This is a genomic window from Pontiella desulfatans, from assembly GCF_900890425.1.
GTDB classification, from domain to species: Bacteria; Verrucomicrobiota; Kiritimatiellia; order Kiritimatiellales; family Pontiellaceae; genus Pontiella; species Pontiella desulfatans.
In genome coordinates, this window is sequence record NZ_CAAHFG010000001.1 from 3,699,824 (window position 1) to 3,719,490 (window position 19,667).

At 54.9% G+C, this 19,667-nt stretch carries 12 protein-coding genes; 5 read left to right on the forward strand and 7 right to left on the reverse strand.

What is annotated here, in order from left to right:
• Window positions 1-14 precede the first annotated feature (14 nt).
• Window positions 15-2,921, reverse strand: a complete 2,907-nt coding sequence (locus E9954_RS12960; RefSeq protein WP_168442221.1) for a chondroitinase family polysaccharide lyase — start codon at window positions 2,919-2,921, stop codon at window positions 15-17.
• Between the two features lie 276 nt (window positions 2,922-3,197).
• Between E9954_RS12960 and E9954_RS12965 the strand changes: the two genes are divergently transcribed.
• The 3 genes from E9954_RS12965 to E9954_RS12975 all read left to right on the forward strand — a co-directional run bounded on the left by E9954_RS12965 (window position 3,198) and on the right by E9954_RS12975 (window position 7,424).
• Window positions 3,198-3,998 carry a hypothetical protein gene (locus tag E9954_RS12965; protein ID WP_136079582.1) on the forward strand — a complete coding sequence of 267 codons (801 nt, stop codon included), beginning with the start codon at window positions 3,198-3,200 and terminating at the stop codon, window positions 3,996-3,998.
• A 45-nt stretch (window positions 3,999-4,043) separates the two neighbouring features.
• On the forward strand, window positions 4,044-5,204 hold the full coding sequence (locus tag E9954_RS12970) for an AraC family transcriptional regulator (RefSeq protein WP_136079583.1): 1,161 nt from the start codon (window positions 4,044-4,046) through the stop codon (window positions 5,202-5,204).
• A gap of 99 nt (window positions 5,205-5,303) precedes the next feature.
• On the forward strand, window positions 5,304-7,424 hold the full coding sequence (locus E9954_RS12975) for a hypothetical protein (RefSeq protein ID WP_136079584.1): 2,121 nt from the start codon (window positions 5,304-5,306) through the stop codon (window positions 7,422-7,424).
• Between the two features lie 125 nt (window positions 7,425-7,549).
• Here E9954_RS12975 and E9954_RS12980 read toward each other — a convergent pair whose 3' ends face one another.
• Window positions 7,550-8,005, reverse strand: a complete 456-nt coding sequence (locus E9954_RS12980; RefSeq protein WP_136079585.1) for a polysaccharide lyase beta-sandwich domain-containing protein — start codon at window positions 8,003-8,005, stop codon at window positions 7,550-7,552.
• 185 nt (window positions 8,006-8,190) lie between these two features.
• Window positions 8,191-8,427 (reverse strand): hypothetical protein, encoded by a 237-nt coding sequence (locus tag E9954_RS12985; protein WP_136079586.1) that lies wholly within the window; start codon window positions 8,425-8,427, stop codon window positions 8,191-8,193.
• A 485-nt stretch (window positions 8,428-8,912) separates the two neighbouring features.
• Between E9954_RS12985 and E9954_RS12990 the strand changes: the two genes are divergently transcribed.
• Complete coding sequence (locus E9954_RS12990; RefSeq protein ID WP_136079587.1) at window positions 8,913-11,033, forward strand: DUF4838 domain-containing protein; 2,121 nt, start codon at window positions 8,913-8,915, stop codon at window positions 11,031-11,033.
• 106 nt (window positions 11,034-11,139) lie between these two features.
• Here the strand turns inward: E9954_RS12990 and E9954_RS12995 are convergent, their stop codons facing one another.
• The 4 genes from E9954_RS12995 to E9954_RS13010 all read right to left on the reverse strand — a co-directional run bounded on the left by E9954_RS12995 (window position 11,140) and on the right by E9954_RS13010 (window position 16,875).
• Window positions 11,140-12,663 (reverse strand): sulfatase-like hydrolase/transferase, encoded by a 1,524-nt coding sequence (locus tag E9954_RS12995; RefSeq protein WP_136080236.1) that lies wholly within the window; start codon window positions 12,661-12,663, stop codon window positions 11,140-11,142.
• 320 nt (window positions 12,664-12,983) lie between these two features.
• Window positions 12,984-14,104, reverse strand: a protein-coding gene (locus E9954_RS13000) for an IS3 family transposase (RefSeq protein ID WP_407947718.1) whose coding sequence is annotated in 2 segments (ribosomal slippage) — window positions 12,984-13,838 and window positions 13,841-14,104 — 1,119 coding nt in all. Because the reading frame shifts where the segments join, the coding sequence is not laid out codon by codon here.
• A gap of 43 nt (window positions 14,105-14,147) precedes the next feature.
• Window positions 14,148-14,639: a hypothetical protein gene (locus tag E9954_RS13005; RefSeq protein ID WP_168442222.1), complete on the reverse strand. Its 492-nt coding sequence runs from the start codon at window positions 14,637-14,639 to the stop codon at window positions 14,148-14,150.
• Window positions 14,593-16,875 carry a LamG-like jellyroll fold domain-containing protein gene (locus tag E9954_RS13010; protein ID WP_168442223.1) on the reverse strand — a complete coding sequence of 761 codons (2,283 nt, stop codon included), beginning with the start codon at window positions 16,873-16,875 and terminating at the stop codon, window positions 14,593-14,595. Before E9954_RS13010 ends, E9954_RS13005 begins: the two co-directional genes overlap by 47 nt.
• 303 nt (window positions 16,876-17,178) lie before the next feature.
• On the opposite strand from E9954_RS13010, the gene E9954_RS13015 reads away from it, so the two are divergent.
• Window positions 17,179-19,509, forward strand: coding sequence for an autotransporter outer membrane beta-barrel domain-containing protein (locus E9954_RS13015; RefSeq protein ID WP_136079590.1), 2,331 nt, complete (start codon window positions 17,179-17,181; stop codon window positions 19,507-19,509).
• The last annotated feature ends 158 nt before the right edge of the window (window positions 19,510-19,667 follow it).

A 19,667-nucleotide genomic window follows, 5' to 3' on the forward strand; every position in this document is an offset into this window, starting at 1 on the left:
TGATTCCTGCCGTTTCAATTTGCCCCTGTAAACTTGAGCTGCACGGGTATGGCGTGGCGGATATTATTGACCACAACGCGCGTTCTACCTCCGGAAACCTTGGTTTTCACATCGGCATTTTCCTTGACCAGCCGCCATTTGCCTCGCAGGACAATCTCGGCATAACCGGGACGCGCTTCCTCGTCATTGGTATAACTATCCCCCATTGCCGGGATGCGCAGGTCGGCATTGCCGATACTCAGCGCCAGGTTTTTTCCCCATGATTTGGCCATGACCAGACAAGGTTGATCAGCCGCTTGGAGCAGATCATCCTCGTCCCCTTGGTACGCATCAAACAGGGCATAGCCGACGACGCCGCTTTCCCGGTCATATACGATCTGCGCCTGGGCATCATTCCGGAGGACACGATACGACGGATCGCTCGCAAAGGCCGCGATGCTCTGATGCGTTCCATCGAGCAGAACCACATATTCATAGGTTGCTTCCTTCGGGGCTTTGCCATGGTCGATCCATGCGGACGCAAAGGTTCCTTCCGTGGGCTCTTTGGTTTTATTGTGACGGGAACCCTGTTTCTTAACGGCCAGCTTCACCTGGTTTCCAGCCGGCACATAATACCCGTTCCCATGAGAATCCACCAACCAGCTTCCGCGGTTCGACTCCTGCGATACAGGGTTGCTTTCCAGCGGTTCGGAGGCATTCATCCAGACCCTGGAACTCCCTTCATTCCACGTGTGTTGAAACAAAACAGTTTCAGTTGGGTATTCCGAGGTCCCGTTCGAAATTCCGGCGCCCAGGCAAATGATGCGATTATCAAAACAGAACATGGATTTGCGGGCGTTGAAGTCCGGATCAAAGTTTTCCATATCCGGCTCAAACAGATCGGTGGCAAAAATCCCATAGCGGTTTCCTAAATTTGAGCTGCCGCCGAATCGAATATCGGAGCGCACCATCAACGTTCCCTCCAGTGGATTTTCAAGCACATCAAGCGGCCGGTGAATCATCGTGGTTCCGGGATTTCGATTCCAGTCCCACCCTTCCTGCTCAAACCCGCTGGCGGCGCGCCCCTCTGCGGTATAGATCTGCAGGCTTCCGTTGGACTGATAGCGCCCATAGCGATTGTCCATAGTGTAGATTTCCGACGACCAGACATAGTGGTTAAACCCTTTAAGGGTGACCATTTTTCCGCCCCACCGGTGAATCCCGAAACACCCGTAATTAAATGACCAATGACCGGACGGCATCCGGTTCCGATCCAACGCTACGGGATAACCGCAGATTTCAAGATCCTGATAAACCGGTTCGAGGGATTCAATGGATGACTCGCCGAATGGGTGACGGCCACTAAGGGCCATGCCTGTTTCAGGACTGCTGTAAAGGGTGGCCGCCGTTAATGCCGCACTAAAATTCTCCAGCGCGGCCGGCCTAATTGCAAACGCCGTGTCATTGAGCGCACGGCATAGAAAACCCGCCGAGATAAAGGCCGGAAATGAATAGCCAGGATAGTTTCCGCCGTGATGGAAGGCCGTACCATCCACCTTGATTCCCCCCATGGTTCCCGGTGTGTCGGCCGCCAGCATAGCTGAAAAATAATCCCGGAACTGCGTCACCAGGGCCACTTTAACCGCCTCGTCCGGAATGGCCAGCATGGTCAGTAAATGCGACTTCGCAATCGTGTTGATATAATCAAGATCGGCTCCCTGGTTGCGGTCGAATTCCATGGCGGCAAAATCGACCTTTTCACGCATGAACCAAATCAGCGCCCGGACCGTTGAATCCAGCATGCCGGCGGTGCCCAGCTCGTCAGCCATCAGGAACGTGGAAATATACCAGCCTCGCGATGCATAGCCGTAATGGTGCGTGCTGAAAAGTGCACTTCCATCCTGCCATCCCTGATCCAGCAGATGGCGGTTCATCTGCAAATACATCTCCCGCAGCCGGGCGGCGGCCGGGTCGGATGTTTCCAGAGCGCGATAGCACTGAGCCATTTCCTGCATCAGTTCCGTGTAGTCCCGGAACTCGGTATACCGGCTCATTAAATGTTCATCCTGTGCCGTCATTCTGCGGGGATAAACGGAGTCCTGACGATCGTGGAGCGCGCGGCGCATCATTAAAACATGCCGCCCTGATATGATGCCCTCTTCTTCCCGGATCTCCAGGGTCTCAAACTGCTGCTCCAACGCAGCCACCTTTTCCAGGGATGCCGGCGCTGCAGGAAGAAAGCTCTGCACGATATGGTTATTTATCCGGTCGAGATCTGCACGATGCCGATCAGAAATGTGGTCCGCATTCACTCGGGGCAGCGGCGTCAGCTCCACCGGAGCGGCTTTGGTTCCCTTGACAAAAGGGACCTGTGGATCTGCCCACTGATAGCGGATATCATCGATATTAGCCAAAATGATGCGATCAATAAACAGTTCCCCGGAAGCGACCTGCGAGGGGGCCGTGATGCGGAGGCCGCGCATCCCCTTCTGCGGGATGCCCTCCATATCGCGATCGAACGCGACCGAACATGTACGCCAGCCCGTAAAACCGAGACCAAAATCAAATCCGCAGTCATTGCGGCCGAAATCTATCCGCAAGCGGGCCCCGGGCAGCGCCTTTTCGCTGTAGACCCAGAATGAAAAAATACAGACAGCTCCGCGTGCCAGTTCATCAGTTGCTTCCTGGCCTGTCACATAAGGAATGACCCGGTCGAAATAGAGATTCGACGGCTCTTTCCAACTCCAGCGCAACGATTGGGAACCGTTAATAAAATGCTTTCCACTCAGCTCTACTTCGGCTCCCTGAACCGATAACGATGCCGGCAGTGCCCCTGACTCGAAAGATAGCATCGGAGAAGCGGGATCTTCCGCCACATAGGGAAAGTCCATCGCGCCGCATGAGATTCCGGCCAACAGGTGCAGTATGCAAACTATCCTCATATAGGGATGCCTGAAGTGGGATAGGATGAAACGATGGGCTTTCTGCATTAAGGTCTCCGGCTTCGGTTTGAATGCCAGCTATATTCCACGACCTTCCCGCATTTTCAAAGAGAGTAATTACGCATTTATACACATTGAAATGCGACAGATAGATCGTATAATGACGCATATTGACAGGAAATTATGCGCAATTATCTGCATTTGGCTCGGGATGGCAAAGGGGTAAGTTAGTGGTCGCACTGCGTGCGCAGCGGCTTAAACCACAGGAAGTAAAATATGAAAATGAACAACATCTCATGGCTGACGATCGGGATTCTCGCGGCAGCCGCAGTTCCGAACGCCCAGAGCCGGATACAGGTTTATGACGGGTTTTCCGCAACCTACCCCATAGGCATGAGCCTGAACGGAAAAACGGGAGGCACCGGTTTTTCAGGACCATGGGTGATCGACACCTCTGACAATACGGATAATACTCAGCGATTCCTCGCCCAAAGTTATTCGCCTGCTTATACCGATGCGAAGAACAGGGTGCTGAAGACCGAAGACGGTTCGCTGGGTCTGCGAGCCATCGGTTCCGGAAATACTACACTAAACCGCGAATTCGAGAATGAGTTGACCGGCACCTTCTGGATTTCCTTTCTGACCCAAATGGATAAGCAGGTCGGTTATGGCTGGGACATCATGTTTCTGGATGCCGCCGGTGAAATGCAGTTTAAGTTTATGAATGGAAGGGCCGAACAGAACCGCTGGCGGATCCAGTCCATGAAAACCGGAAACGGGCTGCCCCGGGACGGGCTGTTCAAGAGTAAGCCCGGAAGTACGCCCACCGATTTAACCCTCGTCATATTGAAAGTGGTCAATGCCGGGTCCGGCGAAGCCGACGGAAAAATCCTCGCCTACCTGAACCCGACCGATCTGCGCGATGCGGAGATTGCCGTCCAGGCCTCCCTCAAAATTTCAGGGCTTCAACTGAACCCTGTCCGGAAATTCAGTTTCAAAAAAAACACGATCGCCACCGGCTGCTTTGACGAATTGCGCATGGGAACCGACCTCGAGGATGTGCTTCCACAACGATAGGCATAAATAATCCATCACCGCCGATGGTGATGGGAAAGGAGCGATATGGCAAAACGGAAAAAAGTGGCCCTGCGGTTTTCTCTGACGTCAGGTTTTACGCGCAAGATGGTGCACGGAGTTATTGCCTACATGCGCAAGCATGGGTCGTGGGATATTGATATCCGAAGTGCTGAACCGATCGCCCTGTCGACCTGGGAAGATCTACGATCCTGGGAGGGCGACGGCATCATTGCCCCGGTCTATCAGAAAGCCCATATTGCAATGCTTAAGAAAAGGGGCGTACCGGTGATTAACACTGCCGCCGCACTCGAAAACATCCCCTTCCCGACGATCACCTTTGACAATGAGGCCATCGGCGAAATGGCGGCCAACCATCTCCTCGAACACAATCTGGATCACTTTGCCTATATCGGCCCCAAAGACTGGGCCTACAGTATTCTGCGGTGTAACAGCTTTACTCAGACGCTCGCCAAACAGAATGCACCCTGTACGAAATGCTGGATTCTTCCGGCGTCCTCTACCGAACAGCTTGATACCAACTGGGTTGAATCCAGCTATTACCTTGCTGCACTCCAACAACTGCAGCCACCGGTCGGCCTGCTGGCCTCCAACGACCGGGTGGCCTACGGCATTCTCCAGGCCTGCGATAAACTGGGACTGCGGGTGCCCGAAGACATTTGCCTGATCAGTGTGGATAATGATGAAATTCTCTGCAATCTGGCCCATCCCAATATTTCCAGCATTTCCATGTGTGGTGAAGAATTCGGATATCAGGCCGCAGCCATGCTCGACACCCTGATGCAGGGCAGGCCGCTCGAAAGCAATCACGTCAAGATCCTGCCGGAACGAGTGGTGCTGCGCAACTCGTCGGATTTTCTTACCGTTGATGATCGCTATGTCGCCGACGCACTGCGGTATATCCGCAACCATGCTTCCCGTTTCATCGATGTTTCCGATGTTATGAGCGTAATGCCCATTTCCCGGCGTTCACTGGAGCGGCGGTTTCAGGATATTGTAGGGCACGGCGTCTATAAGGAAATCAGCCGTTGTCATGTCGAGCGGGCAAAAGAACTGTTGGAACAAACGGATTGGCCGGTCTCCCGCATCGCAAAAGAATCGGGATTCAACAGCACCAACCGATTCGAAGATACCTTCCGCAAAGAAACCGGCTTGTCCGCAACTGGCTTTCGTAAAAAGATCTCGTAACTATTTGACGCAATTAATCCCATCTTATTGCGCATATATAAAATTGCGGCGATCGAGGTCTACCTACATAATTTTCGTTCAATTAGAGAAGGAAATACCATGACCAGTAATAAACCATTTAAGATCATCCTCCGCTATGGCCTCGACCCGTTTAACGGCCTTGAAGAAAACCTTAAGCAGCTCGAAACCTTTATTCAGGAATCGACCATTAACGAAGTCATGTTCCTGCTGATGCCCGAAGAGCGCAGCTCCGGACATCCGACGGCTGAACGTTCCGATCCGTGGATCGAAGCGATCGGAAAAGCCCAGGAAATCTTTAAAAAATATGGCGTGGAAACCAGCCTCAATCCGTGGACGACTACGTACCACTGTTCACGCGGCCGCACGCCTCACGAAGGACAGAATTTCCGGTTGATGGTGGGGGAAACCGGAGCAGACAACGGGATCACCGCCTGCCCGCTCTGTGAAAACTGGCAGCAATACCTTTGCGAGTATTTTGTTCATCTCTGCAACGGCATCGATCCGGTGGCCCTTTGGGTCGAAGATGACTGGCGCCTGCACAACCATGGCGGCGAAATGGGCTATGGCGGTTGCTTCTGCCAGCACTGCCTCGACCGCTTTGCCAACATGGTCGGAGAGGAAAGTGTTTCACGTGAACAGGTGGTTGCGGCCATTACCGCACCCGGCGAACCGCATCCCTGGCGGGAAAAATGGCTCGAACTCGCATGGGCCGCATTGAGCGAACCGGCACAGACCCTCACCGACGCCCTCAAAGCCGCTAAGCCGGACATGAGGATCGGCCTGATGTCTTCTATACCCGACGTGCAGAGCATTGAAAGCCGCGACTGGAACGGCCTCATGGATATCTTTACGGAAGACGATGAAAACTATCTCATCCGGCCGCATATGCCGCCCTACACCGAAGAGCCGCCCATCACGACCACCCCGTGCTACTCGCGCCAAACGGTCGCCGAGCTCGACCGCGACGCCGACATCTACCCCGAGCTCGAAAACTCCCCGCGTTGCGGCCCCTACTCCGGTTCGCACAACTATTCCATTTGGGAAATGACCAACGGCATCCTCTACGGCTCCCGCGGCATCACCATCAACCACTTTGACAACATGGGCATGAACACCTATGCCGACCGCGCCTTCGGCAAAGCCCTCGGCAAACAGCGCGCGCTGTTTGACGCCCTCATGGGCCTGAAGCTCGACGACCGCAATGCGCGCGGCGTTAAGGTTCTCTTCAGCCCCGACATTGCTGAACACAAACAGACCGGTGCCGGAGCTTCCGGCGGCGGCGCAAAAATGTACACCGGCGAGGACCTCTCCAAGTTCGATACCGGCGGCGGCTCGCTAAACGACCTTCAAGGCAACTCTACCGAATGGAGTAAAGTATTCTACATCCTCGGCATCAGCCACTCCTTCACACGCGACCTTGAAGGCGAACCCGGGGACATTTTTGCGGTTTCCGACCAGACGCTGCGCTGCTACTCCGATGACGAAATCAAAACCCTGCTCAGCCAGAACATCATCCTCGACCTGCCCAGCATTGAAGTGCTCGTCGAGCGCGGCTTCGGCGGACACATCGGCGTCAGCAACGTCTCGCGCGTCAAGCTCGACGACTCCGCCTACTCGCTCGAAGAAGTCGAAGAATCCCTCTTCGGAAAAATGGAAGGCGATGTAAAGCCGCGCATGTGCGCCCAGCGCTGCGCCGACCCGATCGGCGTGCTCGAATTCACCAGCGACGTCGAAACACTCTCCACAATCAAAGGTGCCGAGTTCGACGCAAAGTTCCCCGGATCCGGATTGTTCTCCAACGAGCTCGGCGGCACCGTCTACACCACCGCCTATCCCCTCGGAACCGGCCAGTTCTACATGGCCTACTTCAACCGCGTACGCCAGGAATACTGGACAAAAGTGCTCTTTAAAATGGGCGGCCCCGGCCAAACCATCGCCTGCGGTCACCCCTTCCACGTGCATGCGCACAACATCGAAGGCGGCATCTCCATCGCCTGCACCAACGTCATCTACGACACCTCCGAAAACGTCATCCTCCAACTGCCCGCCAACGAAATCGACGGCAAAAGTTTCCAATGTTTGGAAAACGCCAAGTGGGTCGATGCGCAGCCGGACGTTGAAATCGAAAACGGCGTTGCCACCCTGTCATTCGACCTGCAGGTGCCGACGCTAAAAACCGCCTTCATCACCGCGCGCTGACCACGCGGCCTCTGCGGAGCAGAGAACCGCGTCCTGCAACGTAGGATGAACAACAAAACACTTCACAACAAACACAACGTGTAGGACGTGCCTCCCGAGGAACGAGGGGGCGCATTGCCCGTTAGCTACCGCGCCCGCAATGTGAAGGCGGAGGGCATGCCTTCGGCGCATCGAACAACAACCTCGGTTCCTCCGCCGGTCGTTGGATTCGCCGATACCCCGGCGACGGCTTGGGCCGGTTCATAGCTGCCCTTGACTTCCAGAACCACGTCCACCGGCGGCGCAGTAGTGGTGCCGGTCAGTTCCAGGCGCGGATCGGAAACGCTGACCCGGAGATCGCCGTTATCCTGTTGTTTCAGCAAAACGAGGCATGGCTGGCTTATGGAAAGAAAGGGGCCGAGCGGCTCTTCCAAGGACTGAAAGTTTACAAGCGCCCAGACCTTTTGTCCGGGAACGACGATGGCGTGGGTGGCGCATGTACGGGCGGGCGGACAACCGGTGTATTTATTTTCACAACAGATACAGGCGTCTTTTTCTCGATAGCAGACGACGAAACCGGATCGATCTCTTCCGGTGCACATCCAGTCAGGACACCTGCAATCAGCACAACCACCCACTTTTTCAACATATCATTCCCCTTCCTTCATCTTCCCTGCTCCACCGAAACGCGGCCTCTGCTTCGCAGAGAACCGCGTCCTACAATGCGGAGCGAACCAATCTGCATAGCTGAAGAACGTCACTCACTGCAAAGTTAACGAGCGTATATTCAATGTTTGGCCTTTACGCGGTAGAAGCAGTTATCGAGGTTGTTGATATCAGCCACTGCGATAACGGATCCGTTCCCGGCCTGACTTTCAGCCATTGGAAACCATGATCCGGAAACAAGATTGGTTGAATACTCAGCCGTATAGATGCGATTCGATTTCTTCCTGCGGCGGCTGTAAACCTGGTTCCACACATCGTCTTCAACATCAACAATCGCGTCTTTCTTCACTAAATGCATACTACTTCCAGGCCCCGAAAACGCGAAGTGAAAATTAGCACAATATTGACCCTTTATTTACGCAACGCTTCACTTAGCACCGAACATGGGCTACATTCTCCCTGTCTATTGAGTTGGACGGGGTTGTGCACTGAAACGCTGAGTATCATCAGTGCGTCAAACTGGCCAAGAGGCATGGCGCAAATCAGTAGGTCGTATTACGCACATTGCCACTATGTTTTTGCAGGAACCTGAATTAAACTTATACACATCGGACGAAGGTGGTGTGCATGATGTGGATACCGCCGCATCTTCAGAATCCATAACAGTATCAGGCGGGAAAACCCTCTGATGAAAAACAAAAACGGAAAACATCACCCAGGCCGTGTTGCCGCTGCGGTCTCCACCGACAGTTGACTTAACCCAAATCCCAACTTAAAACATGGACTCGCTGGTGGGGGCACGTCAGCCCACTGTGTGACTTCCATATAAAACAGCGAGAACCTATGAAGAGAACCATCATTTTTTCCAGAAGTCGCATGGCATTCGGCATCAAGTTTCTGTTGGCGGCGCTGGTTTGCATGCACGCCAGGACTTCGACTGGTGCAGCCCTTACAATCCAGGACGTCGTGCAGATCAGCTACAGTACGCCGGCTAAGCAACAACGCGTCGTCCGTTTTGCTGCAGAGGAGTTGCAATCCTATCTGAATCAAATGGGCGGAGCGGTGAAGGCCATCGGGCAGATTGATGCCGATGCAGCCCCCGCCCGGATTCATCTGCAATTGAACCCCGCGAGTGAATTGCGATGGGACGGATATCGCATCACAACCGACCGTGGGCGCATCATCATCGAAGCCGCCCAGGCACGTGGGGTGCTTTATGGCGTGTACGAATTGCTGGAACGATGTGGCTGCAGCTTCTTCTATCCTGAAGAGGCGTGGCACATTGTTCCGACGATCAAGGCCCTTCCCGAAATCAACCTGACCCACGAGCCGCAGGTGGAGTGGCGCGGGCTGGCGCTTTATGGCGTGCGCTCGGATGAATTGCCCATCTGCCAGGCCACCCTCGACTGGATGGCCAAGCAACGCTTTAATTATGTGCTGCTCTCCCAGGATCGTCCGGCTCACAGACCCGGTCTGGCTCAGGAAGTCTTCTTTGCGGGAAAGACCCGCGAGGCGTTGCTTCCGGAAATCATGGATCGTGGATTCATCATCAACCTGGGCGAACACAACACCCATGAGTACCTGGACCGCAACGCGCTCTTTGAAGTCCACCCCGACTGGTTTGCCGAAATCCAAGGCAGGCGGGTCAAGGGGCAGATTTGCTACAGCAACCAAGAGGCGATGAAATACTATGCGGAAGCGCTTGTGGCGTATGTCAAAAATAACACCTGGATTGATATCGTCGGAACATGGCCTTTGGATGGTGGGGGATATTGCAAATGCGAACCCTGCAGCAACAACCCCTATGCGGTGTACGAGGGCATTAAGCTGGTGGCGCAGGAAGTTGCGAAGGCTCGCCCAAACCTGATGGTGGAACACCTCGCTTATACGCCGGAGACACTGACTCCGCCCGAACAGCCCATCCCGTCCAACATGACGGTTCTGTATTGTCCGAATCTCGAAAGCAAAAAAGAATTGGAGCGCGGTTGGATTGAAAACAAAACCTCCAGCGGGATCTATCAATTTGAATATCTTCTGGCGGACAACTGGCGGGCGCGGGGATGGTTCTGGCTCCGCCCTGATTTTGCGAATTGGACGGGAAGCTATCTGGCTCAAAACGGGTTTCGTGGAACCGTATCACTCTATCTTCCGATTCAGGTTTGGTGGAAGGGGGCGTTTAACTACCATTTCCTGCGCCAGTCGCTTTGGCACAAACAGTACGATGTGCAACAGGGACTCGCGGCTTATATCAAGGCGTATTATCCGGGATACGAAAAACAGGTTGGCTCGATTTTCCAGCAACTTCTGGAGCAGGTTCAGGCGGGCGGATACAAACGAATGCGTTCGCAGGAGGCGCCCCCGGCCGTGCTACTGCAGGTCCGCGATCAGGCAGAGGCATTGCGAAAGGAGACCCTTGCACTGCAAAAGACAGTCAAAGAGGCGGAGATCGCTTTGCGTATCCAGCGCATTGCAGACTACCTCGAGGGCATGGTGCTCTACTACCAGTACATGGCTCGGCGGGAAGCCCAGGATCTGGAAACGCTCCTGGCGTTTTCGGCGCATCATGAACAACAACGCACGGGCATCAGCGTCCAGCACCAATACCTCCAGTGGCGAATGGGCTATTTCAAACCGGTCAAGCGGGATGCGGAGCACGGGGTTCTGCTGGGGATGTGCCGTAACGGGACGCCTACTGCATTACTGGATGCCGGCAATGCCGTTACCACCGCCGGGAAGTTTCAGATCACACTGGTTGCATCAGACAAGGAGTCCGAGCTGTCACTGAAGACGGTCGAACTTCTCGAGGATGGGCGTGTGGTTGCGCATGCACAGCCCAAAGGGAAGACGGCCATCCTTCATCTCGAAACACATTTCGACATGGGACGCTATCAACTACGGTGCGTTTTAACGGGACAGGGTGCGGCAGAAGTCTACGTTAAAAAAATCCCCGCAGACGAAACCTGAACATTGAAGGGGTTCATGCCTCTTGAGTGATCATTACGCGGGATTCAGCATTGATCGCAGCAAGTAATGATGCTCAACCCGCTGGCGGGCTTCCCGCCGGTGAAGCTCAGAGCAGTTCCGGTTTTAACTCGCGGTCTTTGGCATCAACGGGGTAGAGCGCACCTTCGGCTTCGAGCTGCCTGACCATGGCGGCAAACATCTGTCCGAGCTTTTCAGGATTCTTCGATGCGAGGTTATTGTTTTCGAAGGGATCAGCCTTGAGATTGAATAATTCATGATGGGGTTTTCCCTTGCCCCCGGGATTGTAGTCGTAGACGAGCTTCCAATCGCCGGACCGATAGCTGGTGAAATAGGCACTATTGTGCGGCCCGTGCGGGAAGTGCATCAGAAAAACTTCGGGGCGGGAGGGGTTGGGTTTTCCGGCAAACTGCTTTGCAAGATCCACGCCATCGACGACGTGGCCCGCCGGCGTTTCAACTCCGGCCAGAGCAAGGATGGTGGGATAAAGATCCATGACCGTCCCAAGCTGCGGCTGAAGCACGCCCTGTGCAATCGGAAGTTTTTTCTGCCACGGGTTCGCCGGGTTCGGCTTGGCCCAGGCCGCAATAAAGGGAACACGCATGCCCCCTTCATAATGCGTGCCCTTTTTGCCGCGCAACGGCGCCGACGAGGCGTGGTCGTGCTTGTCTCCGAGCGGCGCGTCCGACCCATTATCGCCGAGAAACAGCACCAGCGTATCCTCGGCCACGCCGAGCTTATCCAGCTGGTCAAGAATGTCGCCGAGCGATTTATCTATGCCTTCGATCAATGTGGCATAGGCCTTAGCCTGCTTTGATTTATTGGCCTCCGCATAGTTGGCGGCAAAGCGCGGGTCGGAGTTGAACGGCGAATGCACGGCATAGTGCGACATGTGCAGGAAAAACGGCTTCTTTTCGGCCACGGCCTTTTCAAGCTGTGCATTGGCTTCAAGTGTAAGTGCTTCGGTCAGGAACGTGTCGGTGTCATAGTATTTTTCGAGATGCGGCACATTGTGGGTCATCTTTTTCCCACCCTTGCTGTATTTGGGATGGTTTCCGTAATGCTCTGCCGCATAGTAGCTCTTCGGCCTTCCCCAGGATGTGCCGCCGACGTTGACATCGAATCCAACATTCAGAGGATCGCTTCCCTCGCCCTTCAAGGGACCAAAGTGCGCCTTGCCGACGTGGATGGTGCAGTAGCCATTGGCGGAAAGCACGCGTGGCAGGGTAACATCGCCCTTTTTCAAACCCGTCCAATTCCATTCGGGGGGACCGTTCTTGCCCTTGTTGTTGGAGTAAGGGCTGATCCAGGTGGTGGTACCATGGCGCGTCGCGTTCTGCCCGGTGAGAATGGATGCGCGGCTCGGCGAACAGACGCTCTGGGCGCAGAAGCTATTAAAGCGGATACCCTGGCCGGCGAGACGCTGCATGCCCGGCGTGCGATACCAGTCGTTCAACGGATAACGCTTCGGCTGCCCGTCAGCATCGGCCAGGAACGGTACCGAGGTATCCATCACCCCCATATCATCGACCAGAAATACCACCACATTGGGTCCATCCGCCCGGGCGGACACCAGCATCGAAACCCATACCGCAACACTCCACATCCACATCTTCATCATCTGTTTCCTTCCTAGTTCAAATAGTAGCTGATCGTTTCGCGGGACTGGTATTCTTTTCACTAATATCTTCATTGGTTTACCAACATTGCGTTCCATCCTTATTTAATCATTGAAATTGCACATCCACCCTGCGCCTACCCCCAATCTTAAACCACGGATCGGTGAACTTAAGGTGGAACCTGCGGTTCCCTGTTCCGTGTTCTGGCGGCCAACGAGCCGCCCTTCCATGATGCCGTCGCGGAGCGGAGCCCGTCCCCGAAGGGGCGGCCCGGAGGGCCGAGGGCGGAGCGCAGCGACGGCATCACTTGCGATCATGTTCTGACTGCTCCTTCCATGAATACCTCGGCGGGGGTGCGTTTGTCCAGAGCGCTGTGCTTCCTCTCGTGGTTGTAATATTTAAAATAGCTGTCAAGGCCCCGATGCAACGCATGCCCGTCGGCATAGCATGCGGGATAGATTTTCTCATACTTCACCGACCACCACAGTCGTTCGATGAATACGTTGTCCAACGCCCGGCCTCGCCCGTCCATGCTGATGGTGATGTTCTCGTTTAACAGGACACCGGTGAAGGCGTTCGAGGTGAACTGGCTTCCTTGGTCGGTGTTGAATATCTCCGGATTCCCCTGCGTCAGCGCACGCTCCAGCGCATCAACGCAGAACGTGCTCTCCATGGTGCTTGAGAGCTCCCAGGCGAGCACATAGCGGCTGTACCAGTCGATTACGGCGGTCAGGTACATGTATCCATGCCGCATCGGGATGTAGGTGATGTCCGTACTCCAAACCTGGTTCACCCGTTCGATGTCCACATTGCGCAGCAAATAAGGGTAGATCTTGTGCCTCGGGGCGGGCTTGCTCGTGTGCGGACCGGGCGTGATGGCCTGAATCCCCATCAGCTGCATGAGGCGGGCGACCCGCTTGTGATTGACATCATAGTCTTGATCACGCAACCAGTCCGTCATGCGTGGATAGCCGAACTCCGGATGCCGGAGATACTGCTCGTCGATCAAACGCATCAGAAGCAGGTTCTCCGGCGTTTCCGGGGCGGGGTCGTAGTAGAAGCCCGATCTGGGGACGCCTGCGAGCCTACACTGCCGCCGAACCGAATAATCGGTGCCGGGCTCCACCCAGCTGCGGCGCGTTGAAAGCGGCAGGCTCATAGCTTTTTTTCGAGCCACTTCACGTCCATCTTCAGACGCCCGATCTCTTCGTAAAGTGGAGCCGTAAGCTCTTCTTCCGTTTGAGCCTGCTTCTTTTTCCCCGATGCAAAAAGATCCGGCGCATTCGAAAGCAACTGCTTCTTCCAATCCGAAATCTGGTTCGGATGGACCTGATATTCCGATGCCAGCTCCGCCAATGTCTTCACGCCCTTGATGGCCTCAATCGCCACCTTGGCCTTGAACTTGTCCGTGAATGTTCTTCGTTTTCTTCCCATTTCCATGCGTCCTTTTGTACCATGTTGAGGACGCAGGTTCCACTTAAGCCGGTGGTCCGAAAATCGGGGTTAAGCGCACCCGATAGAAGCCGGCAGCCTCCGCATAGTGAGTGGTATCGGTGTAGCTGTTTTGCGGGAACTCAATTCCGCTGGCGAGACTGGTAAAGCTATTGGTTAGGGTTCCGGTCTGCCAGACGCCGTATTCGCGATTGGAGACAGCGTTCCAGGAAACAACAAATCCGGAAAGATCCTGCGCGGCAGATGCGGCAAAAAATGAAGTCCCGTTCGTCGGGTCTGACCCGGAGATAAATCCGGACAGGTTATCGAAACCGTCGCCATCGGCATCGACCGAGGCCACGGCATTTGTGACGTGACCGAAATGGTCGAATTCCCAGCCGTTGGGCAGGCCGTCGTCATCGAAGTCGCCGCCGCGGCCAAACCACAGCAGAGCGATAAAAGAATGCAGAGTAGATTTTTCATAAGGGATGTTAGGGACGATTGACACGTGTGCGATAGAAAGCGTTCGGAAAAACATTAGTGTCTGTGACAAAAAAATCGGCTCCGGTGCCCGGCTCGTTTCCAACCATTGGAACCCAGTGACCCTCAACCAGATTGGTTGAAAGATCGACGGTGTAGAAACGGTTGCTGGACGTTTGGAATGAGACAGTTTTCCAATCATTGGAAAAGCTGAGATCCGTCGCAAAGCAGTCGCCGAAAACCAGCGGTTCGGTGCCGGCAATGTATTCGTCGCGATTGGCGCAGCCGTCACCGTCTGGATCGGCGTCGGGATCGCCGAGGCCGTCGTCGATCTGCTGTTGGGTGAATTGGGAATCACGCCACGTTTCGTATCCATCGAAACGGAAGGCGGTGACTTCGTACGGGGCGAACGTTTTGCTGAACGATCCGCCGGGTGTTGAGTTTTCCAAACCCTGGAAAAGGTCGGTACGCATCGCATCGGGCACGCCGCTGAAGGTTACGGTGACCGCCTGCGTGGCGGAGTTGACGGCAAAGAGATACTGCTGGCCGAGATATTCACGCAGGGTATAGGTGACCGGTGGATAGGTATTGGTGACCCCTGCCGGATAAACCAACTCCAGTTCGGCCGGCCCGGCTGTAATGCTATAGGTTACGCCGGTCGCTTCAGTTCCATCCATGAAGACCGGCGCAAAATTTTTGTCCAGATTGAGGTCGGCGGCGACGGATAGATAGCCGTCGAAGTAGGCCTGAAAGTCGTTTGTCCAGCTGGAACGCGGCCGCCAACCGGACCAGATACTGATCCCCTTGCCGCCCATGATCAGGCCCATGTAGGCGTCGTGCCGGCACCAGTCATTAATCCAATGCTCCTCGCCGTCCATGGCATCGACGGCCATCCAGAGCATGATCCACGGCACGGCGTTTGTGTTAGCTGCGGCAATGGCTCCAAGTTCCTGCTCCATCGACCAGCGTGCCCAGATGCGGTTGTGCCTGAACGGGCTGGTTGTGGAAATATAGGTTCCCGAAGCACAGATATCCTGATATGGAACCGTGACGGCCAGCGCGGTGGCGTTGCGGTGGTTGGGTTCATACATCATTACAGGCCGCCCGTATGGGTCGGTTTGCCGAATCACCTCAGACACAATTTCAATAAAATTCATTTCATTGCTCCTCCAGTACCGCAGTTCCTCGGGCACCAGATCCCACATGGAAATATTCGGATTATGCATTACGGCGCTGACAACCGCTTTGGTTTCTGCAATGAGCGTTTCATCGGATGGCCAGACAAAATTGGTGGCTTGGGCGGAAAACCCGATCATGGATGGCAGCTGCACCTTATAGCTGAAGCTTGCACCCAGCACATCGGCTTCAGCCAGCGGACCGGCCTGGCCTGCAATCCCGCCATAGTACGGCCCGATGCCGGAGGAACCATGTTCCACAGCATATTGAGAATCGTCTCCGATGGTGGAATAGAAGCTGAACCAGAATTTGTCGCCCCACGGGTAGGTGGCGCGCGCCGGCTTTTCGGGGCGGCTGAATTCATAGGCCACGCCGCTGATGCGCACATCGTCGATGATGCCGTTCAGGCCGGTATAAAGACTGACCGAGCGCTGGCCGAGCGCGAGTGTGCGGCCCGTATGGTCGATAATCGATTTGCCACTGAAAACCTTGGAAACGAGCTCTTCGCCATCGACGTACAAGCGGGCGGTGTCATCGCCTGCATTCCATGTGGAGGCGACATGGTGCCAAACGCCGGTCGATGGAAGCCACGAAACGGTCGTGATCATTTTGTTGGTGTCGGAATCGCCGAAAGCGCATTTCAAAGCGTTGTTGTCATACCAGAGGTCATATCCGCCCTTGCTGGACCAGGCGTTGCCCTTGGAGACAAGAAACTGTATGCCGGCAACGCTGTTAAATAACACCCGGCATTCCACCGTCAGGCTTGGATCGGTTGCTGCCGGAAAAATGTTTGATCCGTTCCGCGTTGAGCACTTGGAGGCGATATCTGAACCGCCGGGAACATGCAGGCCGAATCCCTGTCTTCCACCAGGGCCAAAGAAACAGGTGGCGGTGTTGGTACTGTAGAACGCATCCCAGGTTTTATCCGGCTGATCCGGCACAACAGCCGAATACAGGCTTGCTCCGTTGGCGTAAACGGTCGACTCATCGAACGAATAATAAGCAATCGTGTCAGCGCAGGTTCCGTCGTAACCGCTCCACCAGTCGGACTGCGCCGCGACACCGGTCGCCAGTGAAATCACAAGGCAGCACACTGTATTCTTTAGATTATTGAGCATGTATATATTCATATAAATCAACCCGTGTTTCTTTTCCCTGTCACCACCTAATAGAATACCACACATCAATCCGGAAGCTAATCCACATCAGCGCAATCACCACCCACCATTTGCGTCACGATCACGATCTAAATAGCGAATCATCCCTGTCGCAAATCAGGAGGAACTATTGCGCACATTGCCGCTATGGTTTTGATGACACTCAGGGTTAAATAGTAGTTATCAGAGGGAAGAGACTGGCGGCTGATCACCATCACCCTTCCCAAGGCACCTTGAAAGCAACCACGACAAAGGAGCAATGAGATGAAAATAGCGAATAGAAAATTAATCATGCTGGCAGGCGCATTGCTTGGCGCATCCAGCACAATGGCGGCCATTACACCGACAAGCGATGACTTCAGCAGCGACACCTCCGGCAGCTGGGTCAGCGTTGGAGCAACCAATACCGTCATCGGATATGACGGAACCAGCGCGGGAGATTACGATGACGGCGACCCGGCCACCAAGCTCGCCTATACCGTCGGCATGACGCTCACGGGCGACGGCGTCAAGGATGACGGCGGCCTGCGACTCGACACCGTGGATGCAATCCCGGGCAACGAAGCCATTGGCCTGACGATTGCTGGAACCATGGATGAAGGGGCTCTGATTTCCTTTACCGGAAGCGCCTACAACGACAACGGAAGCTCGTCAGAATACATTGCCCAGCTCTGGAACCTGACCGACGACACCCTGCTGGCCGAAACAGCCTCCATTAATGTGAACGGCATTACCGGTGTCAACTATGTACCGAAAGATTTCGGGGTGGCATATCAAGTTAAAGCGGAAGATGCCGGCGACACCCTGCAAATCCGCTTTAAAGAAGACAACAACAACACCGCCCGCGACGTCTATGTCGATAATTTCTCGGTAACCGTTGAGCCGGAAACACTGTATGCTTACGAAGGTTTTGACGGAGTAATGGGTGCCCGGGTGGATCTAACCGGGGCGACCGGATCCGGCTTCACCGTCACCAACACCAACTTTCGCATGATCTATAGAACCGGCCTGGAGTATACCGATGACCTCGGCAACACCCTGATTACATCCGGACAATCCGCCGGTATGACCAATGTCGTCGGCGGCACCCAGAATCTGCAGCTGGCGCTGGATGCACTCAGCTCCGGCACCGTTTATGCGAGTTATCTGCTGAAGCTCGACGCCGGAAGCAGTTGGGGATTAAAGACTGGACTGCAGACCGCGCCGGTCGGGAACAGCGCTGACCCGCTGTCCAGCCTCGCGGCCGGATTCCGTTCCACATCAAGTAATTTCGGTGCATGGAGCGCTCCCGGAGGAATTGATAAACGTACAGGACCAAGCTCAAACCCCTATGCCATCACCAATGTTCTGGTTATTCTGGAAGCAAATCTCGAAACCGATACACTGACGGTCTGGCTGAACCCAACCAACCTGAATAACATAGCGGACAGCGCCACACATACCATGTCAGGAACCGGAAGCGGCATTGGAAGCCTCTCCTCTGTTGTACTCAGTCTCGGTGGGCAAGCTGCCATTGATGAAATCCGCGTTGGAAATACACTCAATGTCGTTCTGCCGCTGGTCGATCCGTCCGTACAGACCCTGAAATGGAACTTCAACGATGACAGCGGCACCCTGTCGGCAAACACTCCCACCTACGACTACACCTCCGATACGGCACCCTATGTCGGGTCGAATGCGGTGGCCAACACGCTGGCCATGAACGGTTTAAGCAGCGGATCCGACTTTATCATCGCCAACAAGGGCACAGGCCATGAAAAGTGCCTGTACCTCCAGGCGCTGAATCCGCAGGGAAACAACGCAGGCATCTACCTGCAGAAGCTCGACTTCCGGGTCGACAACATGAACCTGACGAACAAAACCCGCGTAAGCTGGTCCTTCGACATTCTCGGCACCGACCACGCGGGAATCGTCCCCTCCAATTGGACGGTACGGGTCAACTACGGCAACTACAGCGAAAACATCAATGTCTCCGACGCGTGGTTTAACAACGACAGCTCAGCACTGGCCCAGACCTTCGACTTTGTCGACGACAATGCCACCTGGACCACCGTTACCGGCTCCTACGAAATCGCCGTTAACCAAGCCGGCTCGGCAGGCGGCATCCAGATCCGCCAACCGAACGGAGTTGGCGCTTATACCAGCGGAGATGGAGTCTGTATCGACAACATCGAAATCACGATTGAAAGCATTGAAATGTTCTACGACAGCGCGCTCGAAGCGTGGGCCGCCGGATTCGGACTGTTTGGCGACGATGCCCTGCCCGGAACCGACTATGAGCCGGACGGACTCGACAACCTGATGGAATACGCCCTCGGCGGCAACCCCACCGAAGACGACGCCGCGACCGTGGCCCCGGCCACCTACGCGGACACCGGCTGGTTCTACCACGTCTATGACGAACGCACCGATGATCCGGCATTGACCTTCTCGCTCGGCTCAGACAGCGACCTGGTCAGCGTACCGGCATGGGATACCAACGATGTGTTCCAGGTGGGCGAGACCGCGGAAACCAATGGATTCAAAACGGTAACCAACCGCACCGAGATGACCACCAACGCCAAATTCATCCGACTGGAAGTCCAACAGGACTAACAAACAAATCAACCCGAACATGACAACAGCCCCGGTTCACGCCGGGGCTTTTTTAAATTCGTTTCAAAAGAAACCCTGCAATGGAACCCCTCAATGATTGAGGATAAAACAAAAAGGAACCCGGCGGTGAATCTTCGCTCTGTGTTAGATAAGTTGGT